Source organism: Christiangramia forsetii KT0803 (assembly GCF_000060345.1).
In the GTDB taxonomy this organism is placed as follows: domain Bacteria; phylum Bacteroidota; class Bacteroidia; order Flavobacteriales; family Flavobacteriaceae; genus Christiangramia; species Christiangramia forsetii.
Genome location: NC_008571.1, coordinates 963,821 through 979,794, shown reverse-complemented (window position 1 = coordinate 979,794; position 15,974 = coordinate 963,821). Strand labels below are relative to the sequence as shown.

The window sequence follows — 15,974 nt, the reverse complement described above, 5'->3', positions numbered from 1 at the left end:
GGGGCAACAAAGAAATGTGTATATTTCAAAAAATATTAAAATAAAATTTAGAAGCCCCTACTCTTCTTATTCGCTAACGTTGTATTTCATTTTTTAAACAAATTCATCCTTTTAAAAATGCCCGACTTAAAAAAACGACAACATTACGTTTGGAAAAATTATTTAAAGCCCTGGTCCACTAATGATAAGATTTGTTGCTTAAGAAATGGAAAAGAAATAATTACTTCTCTCCGAAATATCGGTCAAACTAGATACTTCTATAAAGCTGAAAAATTATCTGAGAAAGATTTAAACTTTCTTAAAGGGTTTATTAAAAATGCCAACCCAAAGCGCCAAGAAGGACTTTTAAAAATATTGGATCTTTATATAAAATTTTCCGAAGGAGATGAATATTCTGTAAAATGTGGAATTGAAGATTTACATTGTATAATTGAAACAAGAGGAATCAAATTATTAAATAAGTTATATGAAGAAGACCTATCATTCTTTGAAAACGAAAAGGATAGGAGAACATTTAGTTTTTATTTAAGTGCTCAGTTTACAAGAACTAAAAAGATGAGGGAAAACGTATCGAAAATATCGTTCAATACTCCAGATCTTGATAATGATAAATTAGCAAGAGTATTTCACCTATTCTTCATTGAAATAAAAAGTTTCTGGATTTTTCATAAAACTAAGCTTCAACTCTTAATAAATAACAGTGAAGTAGATTTTATAACGGGAGATCAACCAATTATTAATGCACTAGGTAATACAGAATATGATAAAGAGCATGAAGGTTATGATTTATATTATCCAATCTCTCCAAAATATGCTATTTACGTTAGTGAAAAGTACGAGGGGAAAAAGGAAGTTTTAGAAAATGAAGTTAAGAAGTTCAATAAACTAATTGTGGCTCATTCAGAAGAACAGATTTATTCCAAAGAAATGTCGACATTATTAAGCATTAACTAAATTCAACAATAAAAAACGAAACACAACAACGGTTAATCGCCAATAAGCGGTGGCGTTAGAAAGAAAATAATTAACTTGACCAACAACTAAATACTAAGCCGACAAATCCGCGTCCCTTACTCCGCCAACTGGCGATAACCGAAACCGTTAGCAAAAATTACAAAACAGAGAAACAACTTCTTAATGAAAAAAAGCTCAAATTCTTCAATTTTTATAATAGCTCTACTTGGAATAACAATTTTGTTATTAGGTATTTTAGTTGGTTCTGTTATTAAGAGTCCATCACCAAATAATATTTCAGTCAATCCTAATATAATTGTACGAGATTCTACTGATTTACAAAGTATAAGCTCAAATTATAACAAAGAAGCAACTTTACTATTTGAAAAATCCTTGGAAAAAACTATTGATGAAGAATTTGATAGAACTGTTAATTATTTAAACTTTACAATTGCAATTTTCGCAGTATTCCTTACCATTACATTAGTAGCTTTTGGATTTTTTACAATTAGAAAAATGTCCGAGGCAAAAGATTTACTTGATAAAATAATTGCTGCTCCTGATGCAGTAATGAAAAAATATTACAGTAATCAATTAAATGATCTTTTACCTAAATTATTATCATCCGATAACAGAGAAAAGTCTGATGCAATACATAGCATTTATTATAATACTCAACTAGAAGAAGAAAAGCATTTTGATTTGATTTCGAACACATTAGAAAGGGAATATCAAAATTCTACTTCATATACGTACTTAAATGTTTTCAACCTATTCGATTTACTTTCTCGCTTAAATTTTTCGAAGGCTGTAAATAAAGGATTTGAAATCTTTGAAAAATATCATAGTGATTCTACTATGCAATATATCGTTCCAAGAATAATGGAAAGTAATGATAAAGCTCACAAACAGAGATTTTTGAATATATTATGTCAAAATGATAATCCAAATTTGGTAAATGATCTAATAAAAAACATAGACCATTTTGAAAATTTTGATAATGAAATGATTGTTTATATTTCTAAAAATGCTCCAGCAAATATCACTTATCGAATTATAAATTCAATTAATCAAAAAAGTAAGCAATCATTAGATATGAAAAGTTTGATATTCGAACTAGACTCAAAAATCTTTCTAAACAATTATTTTCATCAACTTTATAACATTTTAAAACAAAATAACCAGATTGAAACAGATATTATAATTCGCCTAATAGACCGAATTATAGAAAATGACGATAAAAATCTAGCTCAGTTCACTAATATGATAAGAACTATAATTAATTCAAACATATCAAGTGATGAAAAACTATTTATTATTAATAGTCTTAAACAGAAATATAATACTGACTACGATTTTGATGAAATTTTTGAAAGGTTTGAAACAGAAAATAATCCTCATTTCACAGCAATTAGAGACCAACTGAAAACTTGAATAATGTAACTTTTGCTAACAACGGTTAATCGCCAATAAGCGGCACCGTTAGTAAGAAAATAATTAACTTGACCAACGAACTAAACCTAAGCCGACAAATCCGCGTCCCTTAATCCGCCAACTGGCGATAACCGTATTCCAAGGTTAAATCAAAGCTTTTTCTATTATTTCTCAGGCAGCAAATTTGTGTAGTTCCACATATGGGGTTCTTCTTTTTACTACCGCAAACACCCTGGATAAAAGCTTGTTACGAACATTGTTCAGCGCAATCATCTTAAGTTTACCTTCTTCTCGCTTTTTTTTATAATACTGCCGTAATTCACTGTCATATTGAATGGCTGTACAGGCCGCCATGCTAAGCAGGCTCTTCATTTGGCGATCTCCCATCGGGTGGCATTTTCGCTTTTTATGAATACTACTTCCCGAACTATGACCAAAGGGAGCCGTTCCGCAATAACTGGAGAATTGTCTCCAGGTCTGAAAACGTTTAAAGTTATTAGTATGATACAGCAATTGGGCACCTACTATCAGGCCTACACCTTTTAAAGAGGTCACTAGCTTATAATTCTGTGATAAGTGTTCAGAGTCCTTTATAACGGTTTTTAGTTGCTTCTCAATTTTATTTATTTGAGATGTTAGATGGGTAATAGAGCTTACGAGCGTCTTGCAACAGGTGTCCGTTGAACTGCTGTTTAGCAATTTCTTTAACTCTGAGTGTGTGTTTTTTAAACCCGTACGACTACGGACCAGCTGATCCCGTAAAGCCAGCAATCTGCCTACTTCCAATAGTTCATTATCTTTCAATTCACTTGGAGAAAGTTCCTCGCGATGAAGCCAGCCATACCGGGCGATCATCATCGCATCTACCACATCATTCTTCTCTCTGATCACTCCGGAAGAGCGTTTGATTACTACAGGGTTTTCTTGCACATATACCTGCTTCTTTGAAGATAAATACAATGCTAACTTTAACGAATAATGACCGGTATTTTCAAAACAGAAAAACACTTTTTGTTTCTTACCGTTAGCCCATTTAAGCAAGGCTTTATAACCTAACACATCATTACTGAATTCACGGTGGGAACCACGATTGTGCCCATAAGCATCTAACTTGCTTTTTGAAACATCAATTCCGATTACTTCTTGGTAATTTTTCATATTTTTAAAAAATTATTATTTGAAGGGCGCATTAACTAACTCCTTTAACGGGTCCATAAATAGACCTGGTATTCCAAATGGTTCTTGCTACCCATATGAAGAATGGAGGACTCTTACGGATATTGGATCTGTAATCTAGAGACCGTTTTAGTTCTCCTCCTTCTTCAATTCAAAGGTATATTTATTAATAAGCGAAGTAAAGGAGACCGTTGGCAACAATAAGAAAATGAAGTTTTTAGTAAATTTTTTAAAATATTTTTTAATTGCAACTCTACTTTATGTAGTATTCGTGTTTTTTGAAATAGGTGGTTCCTATATCAAAGAGGCAGGGTTTATAAATGGTTTGCAAAATACATGGTATTTAATTGTTTCCCATTTTGGCAGTTTAGTACTGTTCTCATCTTTAATAAGTGTAATACTTGCAGCTAAAAAGAATTATGTTTCTTTAAGTACATCACTTCTTTATTCTTTACTAATATTTATAGTTTTAGGTCCATTACTATATATCTATTCAAATCAGATCGAAACTAAATTAGGAATGAATTCTATCATAATTCGTATGGAAAACATTCTCGATAAAAAATTTAATGAAGAAGAATTAAAAGAGAAAAGAAAAAATTTTTCCTCGAATAAAGAATACCAATCAATTGAAAAATTAAATATATCTATTGATTCAATTTCTAATGAAATTAGTGATAACATTAAAGAGCTTGAAAAAGTAACAAAAAAAGTTCATGATAGTTCAATTGTTGCTAATTTCGAGATTGAAGATATTAACCATTATAACTTGACTAGAAAACGAAAAGATTCGTTGGATAAAGAAATTTCTAAGTCAACAATACAATTCTTAAAAAGTCGAATTACCCAAATTAAATATATTGAAAAGAAAAAAAGAGAATTTGAATTCGAAAAATACTCGAGATATTTACAGGTTATTTTACTATTCTATTCTTTAATTATTGGTGTTTTAGTAGGTAATAAACTAAAAAATCAAATGAAGGTTTCCGTAATTTCTATTGGTATTTTAATAATGATCATCATCTCATATTTTACTCAAATGGCAAACCGTTTTTACGTAGAAGATTCAAATTTATTAGGTTTCATATTTTATACTTTGATTTTAATTTTTACACTAACATATTTTTCTTGGTTACCAAGAAAAGTCGAACAATCTTAAAGTGGCCAACATCGGTTCATCGCAAATAACGGGTAGTTTGCTGAAAATTGTTATTTTAGAGACCAATTATGAAAACAACTAAGCCGACAAATCCGCGTCCCTACTCCCGCAACTTGCGATAACCGTAACCGTTAGGTGCAAGCGATAAACAAATCTAGTAAAAGAATGAAATCAGAAAAATCAATTTATAACATTACTAAAGCTGCTATCGATCGTTTAAAGCCAAATGTAACAGATTGGTATTTCACTAAACTTATTAATCAAGATTCGAAAAAAATAATAACTTTTGATTTGATCGAAAATGAAATTCCAATTATAGAAATTGCTGACAAACAATCAAAAACTTTAATTTCAACAAGAAGAATTTTAGAAGAAAGTAATTCGACAAAAACAACTATAAACTTCCAAGACATTCAAAGTTATGATTTTGGAAATTTTAAAGGTGAAATTGATAATCCAGAAATCAAAAAGTTTAGAGCTATTGACTTCAACAACAAGAGTCAAAATTTTCAAATGGAATCTGGAAAAGCTGCAATTGTGATTATCACAACTTTAAATACGTTAAAAAATCTGACAAAACCACAAGCGATTCATAACCAAAAATCAACATAATATGGGACTATTTAATTTATTTGGCAGTAAGAAATCAAATTCATCTTCACATAATGATGAGAATATTAAGTCCGAATTTAAAAACTTCAATACTGATTATTATTTAGAAAAATCAGAAGTAGTTGGAATTCAAGAAATGGGAGAAATAGATTTATATCATATGGAAACTCCTTTAGAAGGAAACTTCCTTAAAGCATTTGATACCGTTCTATTTAAGGTTGGTAAAGAAAATGATGAGTTTTTAAAAACAGAAACGAATAAGATTAAAATTGGATCTGTAACTTTTTATAAGAAGGACGACTTGATTCCAGCAATAGATATGGAATATGTTGTTAATCAGATAGCAAATCTTTGTAATGCAAAAGATGAATATTGGTCAGATGTTGACGAAATGAGAATTAACGAAGGATTTTGGAGAGGAAGAAATTTACTTTGTGATAAAAAGATTTTTATAGAATTAGATGACGAACAAGGTTTCAAATTAGATATTTTAGGTTGGAACGAATTTATTACTAGAATCGCCAGCACCTAACAACGGTTAATCGCCAATAAGCGGTAGCGTTAGAAAGAAAATAAGTAAATTGACCAACAAATCAGTACTAAGCCGACAAATCCGCGTTCCCTACTCCGCCAACTGGCGATAACCGAAACCGTTGCAAACAATGCCCATAAAAATTCAGGAAAGAAGAAAATTACGGACTTATCTCTGATTAGAAAAATTCAAATTAATTCAAAAGATTTACATAGAATAAATCATAACTGAATAGATTAAAATACAACTCGGCCAAAATAATTAAAGAAGATAAAACGACTAATAACTTGTCAATCTTTGAAAGAGAAGGAAAAAGAATTTTATAATGAATTCCAATCATTACAAAAGCAATCAATAAAACTAGCAAAATATGCGCTAATCCTAAGTTTTTCTCTTCTTCGCAATAAATTCCTGTTATCATAAATATTGACAGAGCTAAATAAATAATTGAGAACGTGAGAAAGATAAGCTTAAGAATTCTGGATTTATTTTTAAATACAACAGCAACAATCAAATAAAGAAAACTCAATAAAATCGGTAAAAGATAAAAAAGCCAATCAAAATATTCAATCTGGAGAAAAAATCTATTAAAAACTACAAAATCAATTGATAAAATATAAATGAGCAGAATTATGAAAACTAAAAATATGAGCTCCAGAGTAAATTTTAAATATCGGTTCAATAAAAAAGTTTTTAATTAGTCGAATTTAGAAAAAAAATCCAAATATATTTTGGTGAAAGTAAAATGATAATTCTGCTAAGGCACTGTTAGCAACAACGGTTCATCGCAAATAACGGGTAGTTTGCTGAAAATTGCTATTTTAGAGACCAATTATGAAAACAACTAAGCCGACAAATTCGCGTCCCAACTCCCGCAACTTGCGATAACCGGGACCGTTATATGCAATTTTTCACCAAAATTCTAACGAATAAGAATGACAAATAAATTTGGATTAAAAAGATCAATCCCAAACCCTATTAAAAGAATAATTAGACAGAATTCTGGTTTTGGATGCGTCATTTGCGGCCTAGGAATATTCCAATATGAACACGTTGATCCAGAATTTCATAATTCAAAGGAACACGATCCGGAGAAGATGACTTTACTATGTCCTAGATGTCATAATAAAGTAACGACTCAATTTTGGTCTAAGGAAAAAGTTAAATTAGCGATGAAAAATCCTAAACCATTGCAACAAGGTTATTCTAACGAAATATTTGATATTGGACAAAAACATCCTGAAATAAGATTTGCAGGTTCAATTTTAAAAAATTGCCAAATCCCAATTATGATTAATGGTTTACCCGTATTTAAAATAGATTCCCCAGAAAATGAAAATGGTTATTTTCAATTAAGTGGGAACTTTTTTGATTCAAATGGAATTAGAACATTGGTGATAGAAAATAATGAATGGTTTTCAAATTCTGAAAACTGGGATCTCGAGGTTATTGGAAGCTCTTTAATAATTAGAGAAAAAATGGGTGAAATTGCTCTGAAATTAACTGTTAATCCTCCAAATATTATCAGTGTTGAAAAGATAAAGATGAGAATAAAAAATATAACTATTATTGGAAATGAAAGTGAATTTAGTTTATTCGATTCAATAACAAATAAACCTTTCGCGAAAATGCAGAATTGTATAGCTGATCATTGCCGCGTTGGATTTAATTTCAACTAAAAACTGCATATAACAACGGCTCATCGCAAATAACGGGTAGGTTGCTGAAAATTGCTATTTTAGAGACCAATTAATAAAAAAACTAATCCGACAAATCCGCGTCCTTACTCCCGCAACTTGCGATAGCCGGGACAGTTGTACAAAATTTTTAAGATGATTCGAATAATAACGATTATTGCTTTATTTCTAATAGTAGAAGTAAATTTTGCCCAAAATATAAAAGCTACTTATTCCGCTGAATTGAACGAAACAATTTTCAATCCCGATTCAATTCCAAATGCGGACTACGCGCTAATGGTAGCAAAAATGAATTGGTCAAGCGAAATGGCTATAAAGGAGATAAAAATTATTGTTATTTCAGATAATAATACTTACCAAGTATACTCAGAAAATCCAAATTACCTACAAGTTTCAGAAAGGATTTATGATTTTGCTCAAGGATTAATAACTGATGGAAAATTTATTCATACTCAATTAGGCAAGAACAGATCTTACTATGTTCCAAACGATTTAGATTTCGTAAGACAAGTAGAAACAACAAATATTAATTGGATAATTACCGATAGTTCTAAGGTTATAAATGGAAAAGAGGCAGTATTAGCAATTCCAAAATTGAAAAATATAAAAAATGAATATGCTAAAAAAGTTCCAAAAGAATGTTGGTTTTTTCCTGAAGTCAAATTTCAAGGTGGACCGACAGCATATGCAACTTTACCTGGATTAATTGCAGAATTAAATACAGACATAGTAAACTTAAAACTTGAAAAAATAGAATATGGCGAATTTGAGTTCAAAGAATTCAATATCCATAATTTAAAAGTTAAAACTCATAATGAGTATGAGAAGTATTACAAAGAATTAAAAGAAAACCATACTCCTAAAGATTTTAGATAAAAACTTTGTACAACAACGGTTAATCGCCAATAGACGGCAGAGTTAAAAAGAAAATAATTATCTTGACCAACAAACCAATACTAAGCCGACAAATCCGCGTCCCGCACTCCGCCAACTGGCGATAACCGGGACCGTTAGGCACAAGTGCTCCGCAACGATTTTAGCTACTAAAAACCTTAAGAAACCAAAGCTGACAACTTCAAATATTAAAGCCTTCTAAAGAAAAATAGAAACAAAAAAACTTTTAGAAAATCGATAATTGACAAAATTCAGGTTCTCTTCAAAATTCAAAAAAAATCGTCTAGAAGAAAATGAGAACTAAAGAACAAAAAGTCCAAATGAATGTTTACGCTAAAGAAGCTTTTGGTTGATGCAAAAAAATCAAATTAGCTACTAAGAACTTAAATGATAAAAAGAATGCTTAGAACAAAGAACTTTCAATAAATCGATAATTGACAAAATTCCGTTTCGCTTCAAGATTCGAGAAAAATCGTTTAGAAGAAAATGAGAACTAAAGAACAAAAAAAGTCCAATTGAATGTTTACACTAAAGAAGCTTTTGGTAGGTGCTCAAAATCATATTAGCTACTAAAGAATTAAAAAGATTAAAAGAAAGCTTGGAACAAAGAAACGGACACTCACTCGGTCGCAATAATTGTAATAAATGAGAAATATTATTTTTTAATAGAATGTGTATTCCCGACGGCGGCATATCTGAGGTCCTCACTCGGCGGTGTCGCACCAGTGCATAACAACGGTTAATCGCAAATAACGGGTAGTTTGATAAAAATGGTTATTTTAGAGACCAATTATAAAAATAACTAATCCGACAAAGTCGCGTCCCTACTCCCGCAACTTGCGATAACCGGAGCCGTTATATAAAATTGCACATTCAAGATTTTATTTTCTAATCTTTATATTTGAAAAAATTCTATTAAATTAAAATATGAAACTATTCAAATTGTATTCAAAATTTTTCATTGTAGTTGCTTTGACTTATTCAATTCTTATGATTGGAATGGACTTGGTAACTGGACGAGAAATTACTTTGTACGGTATAGTAATAAGAATTTTAATATTTGGAATTGGTATGACATTAACTTTAGTTTCATTTCATAAATATCAAGTAAATAATACTGCGAAAGCATTTGGATTGAAAAATCCAGATTATGAAGTAAACCAAAAAAAGGTATTCGTATCAGATAAAACTCCAGAACAGATTTATAATATTATAAAAAGAAGATCTCAATTCCGTAAAGTCAATTTTCATGAATCAGATCAAATTATTGAAATAAAAACTGGTTTTTCAGGAAAATCATGGGGAGATAACATTACTATTAGATCCAAAAAAGAAAAAGAGAATTACAAATATCAAGTCGAAAGCAAACCGATCTTTCCATTGACTGTAATTGATTTTGGACAAAATCTTGAAAACGTACTTAAGATAGAACGTTATTCGAAGATTGCTGTATGAAGAGAATTTGATTATAGATAAGTGTCTATTGTCAAAATTATTAAAACAAGATTTCGTAATGTGCAACTTTAAATAACAACGGTTCATCGCCAATAAGCGGCACCGTTAGTAAGAAAATAATTAACTTGATCAACATACTAATACTAATCCGACAAATCCGCGTCCCCTACTCCGCCAACTGGCGATAACCGGGACCGTTACATGCCATTCGCCAGCCCTGGGCGAGCTCTCAGCATCAAGCAAACAGGAAGAAGCTTAGGAATAAAAAATCGTGGTACCGCTATCTTAGCGAGTTTGCTTGCGGCTAACGAAGAAAAGCGTGCTTTTTAAAGTGATAGCTGCAAACTCGCTGTAAAGGAAGAAGAAAAAAATAATAAAAGAAATTAGGGATTCCACTCATTTTTAGCCATCCTACTGTTTGCTCCCCGTTCCAGAACGTCGCCTATCCTAAGGATAAACGCAATTCTAAACGGTTGAAGCGGGATGGCCCGAGGGTCAGGTCCGTCGAACGACGCTCGCAGCATTTCTGCAAAATGCCGCTCTACTGCACGTAACAACGAATAAGAAGAATAGGGGCAACAAAGAAATGTGTATATTTCAAAAAATATTAAAATAAAATTTAGAAGCCCCTACTCTTCTTATTCGCTAACGTTGTAGCCAATATTTTTAAAAAAAATCGCGATCTAAAATTCATTTAAAAGATGAAATTATTAAAAACTGAAGAAATCGTAAACGAGATTAAAAAGAAAAAAATAACTGCATATCAGATTGCTTCAGAGACCGATTTAAGTGAAGTAGGAATAAATAAAATATTAAACGGACAAGTAAAAAAGCCCCGAAAATCAACTATCAAAATTTTAAGTAATTATCTAAACTCTTCGGATAACGAGAAAAATTCCACGCCAAAAACAGACCTAATAGATAAAAGATTTGAAGAAATCGTGGCTTTTAAAGTTAAAGAAATAATTCAGTCAGATATAAATGAACTTAATCAAGAAATAAATCAACTTCAACAAAAAGTTGATAATCTGATTTCTATTAATTCCAAATTACTTCTAGAAATTTCTCTTAAAAATGGAAAATAAAATCAATGCTATTTAATAAGTTTTGGAACAAAAAATACTGGCAACAACAACGGTTAATCGCCAATAGCCGGCAGCGTTAGAAAGAATATAATTAACTTGACCAACAAACCAATACTAAGCCGACAAATCCGCGTCCCTTACTCCGCCAACTGGCGATAACCGGGACCGTTATAAGCAAGTGCTCCAAACAATTTTTACGATTTTAACTAAAAAAAAGTTCAAATTAGCTTTACAAAAAAAATCTCAAAAAAGAAAAAAGAGAAATTAAATTCAAAAAAAACTTTTGCCTATAAAACCGTATTTATAAAATGAATGAGAAGAAGTTAATATTGAATTTTGGAAAACAGCCTGTTGCTAAAATAACAGATGATCAACTCAACTTTCTAATTCACCGAGAATTTCCAAATAATATAGAACTCATTGAAAAAAAATTGGATAAAATAAAAAGTGATTCTAAACAAGGAAAAAATAGAATTTCAGCTGCGGTTCTTAAAATTGCAAATAAGGAATTGGAGAAAATAGACTTTCTGATAAAGAAAGCAAATGAAGATTTTAGAGATATTGTTGCTGAGGCAGAGTATCCAAAAAGTTCAAGCTACGGATTTGGAAAAAGAAATGAAAATGAAAGAAAAGATGATTATTTGAAAGACTGGGAAGATTATTCTGATTGGAAAACTAAAAAATAATTCATTAAATATAGATTGCACTTATAAAAGATCGAACTTGTCGCACCAGCTTATAACAACGGTTCATCGCCAATAAGCGGTAGCATTAGAAAGAAATTAATTAACTTGACCAACGATCCAATACTAAGCCGACAAATTCGCGTCCCTTACTCCGCCAACTGGCGATAACCGAAACCGTTAGCCACAATTTACTAAATGATGAGATGAACAAAAAAGGAAAAATTTTAGAAGATACTATTCGTCTTATTCAAGAAAGTCTTATAAGTACACCAAACACAAAAGTCTTTCAGAACTATCTAATAAAAAATGAAAGTGGTCAAAAACGTGAAATTGATATTTTAATTTCTTCGAACATTAATTCTTTTGAATTGAAGATTGCAATAGAGTGTAAAAATTTTAATAAAAAAGTTCCTGTAAAGGAGATTGAAGCTTTCCAATCAAAATGTGAGAGGATAAAAGATATCCATAAAAAGGTTTTTGTAAGCTCTTTAGGTTATCAAAAAGATGCAATTCAAGCTGCAAATTTTTTTGGAATAGAATTACAAACAGCTGATAGATTAGATAAAGAAAGTATTAGAAATTGGTTTAATATTAAGCAAATCAAACTAGAAATTTTACCGAAATTTGATGCTCCAGAATTGATTATTGACTCTACAGAAGAAGAAATAGAAACACTTGTTTTTTCCGGAAGAATTTATAATTCTAAAACCTCAAAAAATATAGAAATTCAAAAGCTTCTAATTGAAAATGTAGAAAAAAATAAAAATTCAATTCGAAACTCTTCTATTCTTGAATGGATGAAAATTGATACATCAAAAAAATTGGCGGAATTTCCGGTTAAATTCCAATTAAGTTTCACTAAGAATTATTTTATAGAAACAGATTGTAATAAAAGAATTGGTTTATTTGGATTAAATTCTAGTGTTTATGTGAAATTTAAAGAGCAAGATGCTAATATAATTGATGCTAGAGAACTTATAAAAACAGAATACAACGAAAATATTGCTAGATCTGTGACAATAGATTTAGATAAAAATTCTAAAAGCATTATAATTTTAGGAAAGGATAATAAGTTTAGTTTCTTTTCAACTGATGATAAAGGAAATACGGTAAAACTCGAAAAATTATTTGAATACAATCCTAAAGAGAACAAATTTAAAATATAGTAATCTGTGGCTAACATCGGTTCATCGCAAATAACGGGTAGTTAGCTGAAAATTGCTATTTTAGAGACCAATTAGAAAAATAACTAAGCCGACAAATCCGCATCCCAACTCCCGCAACTTGCGATAACCGTAACCGTTGTGCCCAATTAAAAATCATGATTTTTCCTTCAAATATTAATTAAATGATCTTACTTTTGATAATATCAAATGATAGTATCAAATGAAACCACCGTACGATATAACTTCCAATATCTTAAAAGAAATAACTTCAATTTCTGAGAAAATCGGAGCTATTAATGCAAACTATCTGAACAAACCTTCTCCCAAATTGAGAAAAGAAAATAGGATTAAAACGATTCATTCTTCATTAAAAATTGAGGGTAACACTTTAACTGAAGAACAGATTACTGCGCTGCTTGAAAACAAGAGAATAATTGGTCCAAAAAAAGATGTAAAAGAAGTTCTAAACGCGATTGAGATTTATGAACATTTAGAAAATTATAAACCCTCAAATGAAAAATCATTTTTAGAATGTCATAAACATTTGATGAATAATCTTATAGAAGATGCCGGAAAATATAGAAGGCAGGGAGTTGGTATAATGAAAGGATCTCAAGTAGAACATTTTGCTCCACCCTACGAAAATGTTCCTTATTTGATGAAAGACTTATTTAATTACTTAAAAACATCAAAAGAAATAGAATTAATAAAAAGTTGTGTTTTTCATTACGAAATGGAATTCATACATCCATTCTTAGATGGAAATGGTAGAATGGGTAGATTATGGCAGACTTTAATATTAATAGAAAAATATCCAATTTTTGAATATATACCATTTGAAACATTAATAAGCAAAGACCAGGAGAAATATTATAAAGCATTATCGGACAGTGATAAATCTGGAAATTCAACAGCTTTTATTGATTATATGTTAGGAGTGATCAATAAATCCTTAGATGAATTATTAGATTTCAATAATCGCACTTTTCATGAGAAAGAGCGACTTGAATACTTCATATCATTAAACAAAAGGGAATTTACCAGAAAAGATTATATGGAAGTTTTTAAAGATATTTCTGGTGCAACAGCAAGTCGTGATTTGAAAAAAGGAGTAGAACTCAAATTATTTAAAAAAATAGGAGAGAAAAATAAAACTAGATACAGTATTTAACTGGGCACAACAACGATTCATCGCAAATAACGGGCGTTATCGGAAAAAGCGTATTTTAGTATCCTAAGAAACTAAAGATTTAATCCGACAAGTCCGCGTCCCTACTCCCGCAACTTGCGATAATCGAAACCGTTACATGCAATTGCTCCGCAACGATTTTAGCTACTAAGAACTTTATGAAACATTAGCTGACAACTTCAAGATCTAAAGCCAGCTAAAGAAAATTACAACAAAGATTTTTTAATAAATCGATAATTGACAAAATCCAGGTTCGTTTCAAAATTCAAGAAAAATCGTCTAGAAGAAATTGAATAACTAAAGAACAAAAAAGTCCAATTGAAAGTTTACACTAAAGAAGATTTTGGTAGGTGCTCAAATTCAAATTAGCTACTTAAAAACTAAAAAGATCAAAAGAAAACTTAGAGCTAAGAAACGGACATTTACTCGTGCGCAATAATTGTAAAAAACGAGAAAGATCTTTTTTTTAGAAGAATGTGTATTCCCGACGGCGGCATATCTGGAGTTCTCACTCGGAGGTGTCGCAACAGCATGTAACAGCGGTTCATCGCAAATAACGGGTAGTTTGATAAAAATGGTTATTTTAGAGACCAATTAAAAAATAACAAATCCGACAAGTTCGCATCCCTACTCCCGCAACTTGCGATAACCGCAAACCGTTATATGCAATTGCTCCGAAACGATTTTAGCTACTAAAAAGATTAGAAATTCAATCTGACAAATTCAAATTTTAAAGTCTTCTATTGATAATTTTCAACTAAGAATTTTTAGTAAATCGATAATTGACAAAATCCAGGTTCGCTTCAAAATCCAAGAAAAATCGTCCAGAAGAAATAAAATAACTAAAGAACAAAAAAGTCCAATTGAATGTTTACACTAAAGAAGCTTTTGGTAGATGCTCAAAATCATATTAGCTACTAAAGAATTAAAAAATCAAAAGAAAGCTTAGAACAAAGAAACGGACACTTACTCGGTCGCAATAATTGTAAAAAATGAGAAAGATTCTTTTTTTAGAAGATAGTGTATTCCCGACATCGGCATATCTTAGGTTCTCACTCGGCTGTGTCGCAACAGCATATAACAACGGTTAATCGCAAATAACGGGTAGTTTGCTGAAAATTGCTATTTTAGAGACCAATTATAAAAATAACTAATCCGACAAAGTCGCGTCCTAACTCCCGCAACTTGCGATAACCGGAGCCGTTGTGCATAATGCAAAAAAAAGTGCTAAAATTAAACATTTGAACTAAAAAAGCCAACGCACAGTAAAGCACATTTATTTTTTGCCAACGCTCAATTCCAACGCTCGAAAAAATAAAAGAGCTTGCCTTTCCCACCGCACACAAAATCCAAATGATTATATTTCTACTCATTTAGTGAGATAAACTAAAAACTTGATTATTTTAGTGGACTGAATTAAAGAATTCAAAAATGAACCGAATTAAAGAGGTTTTAGAACAAAAAGGAATAAAACAAATTTGGTTATCCGAACAGTTAGGGAAAAGCTATAATATGGTAAATTCCTATGTTCAAAACAGAAGACAACCGAGTATCGAAGACTTGTATAAAATAGCTGAAATACTTTCGGTTGATGTAACAGAATTATTAAAGAGCAAAACCAATGTATAAAGAATTAATAGAAACACCTGAATTACATTGCGTTTCAGAACCACAATTAGATTTGTTTTCTTACACAGAAGAAAATAATTTAGAAGATAACTTTAAAATAATTTCAAAAAATAAAAAAATTGAGTTTGAATCTATTGGGAAAAATACACTTTTAGGGAATGGCAATTGCGTGAACTATATGAAATTTATAGACTCAAATACTGTCGATTTAATATTAACAGACCCACCATACAACCTTGGGAATTTTATGCACAAACGCAATACTGAAGTACCCCCATTTATTAGGACAGCTTAGCTGCTAAATTA

At 30.7% G+C, this 15,974-nt stretch carries 15 protein-coding genes; 14 read left to right on the top strand and 1 reads right to left on the bottom strand.

What is annotated here, in order from left to right:
- Positions 1 to 117 precede the first annotated feature (117 nt).
- Together GFO_RS04235 and GFO_RS04230 are read left to right on the top strand one after the other, a co-directional pair.
- On the top strand, positions 118 to 954 hold the full coding sequence (locus GFO_RS04235; RefSeq protein WP_011708803.1) for a DUF4238 domain-containing protein: 837 nt from the start codon (positions 118 to 120) through the stop codon (positions 952 to 954).
- 183 nt (positions 955 to 1,137) lie between these two features.
- Positions 1,138 to 2,388 carry a hypothetical protein gene (locus tag GFO_RS04230; RefSeq protein WP_011708802.1) on the top strand — a complete coding sequence of 417 codons (1,251 nt, stop codon included), beginning with the start codon at positions 1,138 to 1,140 and terminating at the stop codon, positions 2,386 to 2,388.
- Positions 2,389 to 2,559: 171 nt separating this feature from the next.
- On the opposite strand, the gene GFO_RS04225 is transcribed toward GFO_RS04230, so the two are convergent.
- The gene (locus GFO_RS04225) at positions 2,560 to 3,546 is read right to left on the bottom strand and encodes an IS110 family RNA-guided transposase (protein ID WP_011708766.1); all 987 of its coding nucleotides are present in this window, start codon (positions 3,544 to 3,546) and stop codon (positions 2,560 to 2,562) included.
- A 226-nt stretch (positions 3,547 to 3,772) separates the two neighbouring features.
- Here GFO_RS04225 and GFO_RS04220 point away from each other — a divergent pair, with 226 nt between their 5' ends.
- The 12 genes from GFO_RS04220 (at position 3,773) to GFO_RS04160 (ending at position 15,963) form a co-directional block, all read left to right on the top strand.
- Entirely contained in the window at positions 3,773 to 4,723 is a 951-nt protein-coding gene (locus GFO_RS04220) for a hypothetical protein (protein ID WP_011708801.1), read from the top strand.
- A gap of 165 nt (positions 4,724 to 4,888) precedes the next feature.
- A complete protein-coding gene (locus GFO_RS04215) occupies positions 4,889 to 5,335 on the top strand; it encodes a hypothetical protein (RefSeq protein ID WP_011708800.1) in 447 nt (148 codons plus the stop codon).
- A 1-nt stretch (position 5,336) separates the two neighbouring features.
- Positions 5,337 to 5,867, top strand: coding sequence for a hypothetical protein (locus GFO_RS04210; protein WP_011708799.1), 531 nt, complete (start codon positions 5,337 to 5,339; stop codon positions 5,865 to 5,867).
- Positions 5,868 to 6,802: 935 nt separating this feature from the next.
- On the top strand, positions 6,803 to 7,546 hold the full coding sequence (locus GFO_RS04200; protein WP_011708797.1) for an HNH endonuclease: 744 nt from the start codon (positions 6,803 to 6,805) through the stop codon (positions 7,544 to 7,546).
- A gap of 153 nt (positions 7,547 to 7,699) precedes the next feature.
- Positions 7,700 to 8,440, top strand: coding sequence for a hypothetical protein (locus tag GFO_RS04195; RefSeq protein ID WP_011708796.1), 741 nt, complete (start codon positions 7,700 to 7,702; stop codon positions 8,438 to 8,440).
- 945 nt (positions 8,441 to 9,385) lie between these two features.
- On the top strand, positions 9,386 to 9,913 hold the full coding sequence (locus GFO_RS04190; protein WP_011708795.1) for a hypothetical protein: 528 nt from the start codon (positions 9,386 to 9,388) through the stop codon (positions 9,911 to 9,913).
- A gap of 701 nt (positions 9,914 to 10,614) precedes the next feature.
- Positions 10,615 to 10,998: a helix-turn-helix domain-containing protein gene (locus GFO_RS04185; protein ID WP_011708794.1), complete on the top strand. Its 384-nt coding sequence runs from the start codon at positions 10,615 to 10,617 to the stop codon at positions 10,996 to 10,998.
- A 431-nt stretch (positions 10,999 to 11,429) separates the two neighbouring features.
- Positions 11,430 to 11,684 carry a hypothetical protein gene (locus tag GFO_RS04180; RefSeq protein ID WP_148264591.1) on the top strand — a complete coding sequence of 85 codons (255 nt, stop codon included), beginning with the start codon at positions 11,430 to 11,432 and terminating at the stop codon, positions 11,682 to 11,684.
- A gap of 203 nt (positions 11,685 to 11,887) precedes the next feature.
- A complete protein-coding gene (locus GFO_RS04175) occupies positions 11,888 to 12,850 on the top strand; it encodes a restriction endonuclease (protein ID WP_011708792.1) in 963 nt (320 codons plus the stop codon).
- Positions 12,851 to 13,070: 220 nt separating this feature from the next.
- Positions 13,071 to 14,021, top strand: a complete 951-nt coding sequence (locus tag GFO_RS04170; protein ID WP_011708791.1) for a Fic family protein — start codon at positions 13,071 to 13,073, stop codon at positions 14,019 to 14,021.
- A gap of 1,449 nt (positions 14,022 to 15,470) precedes the next feature.
- Positions 15,471 to 15,668, top strand: coding sequence for a helix-turn-helix domain-containing protein (locus GFO_RS04165; RefSeq protein WP_011708788.1), 198 nt, complete (start codon positions 15,471 to 15,473; stop codon positions 15,666 to 15,668).
- Positions 15,661 to 15,963, top strand: a complete 303-nt coding sequence (locus tag GFO_RS04160; protein ID WP_011708787.1) for a hypothetical protein — start codon at positions 15,661 to 15,663, stop codon at positions 15,961 to 15,963. The genes GFO_RS04165 and GFO_RS04160 overlap by 8 nt, the downstream gene beginning before the upstream one ends.
- The last annotated feature ends 11 nt before the right edge of the window (positions 15,964 to 15,974 follow it).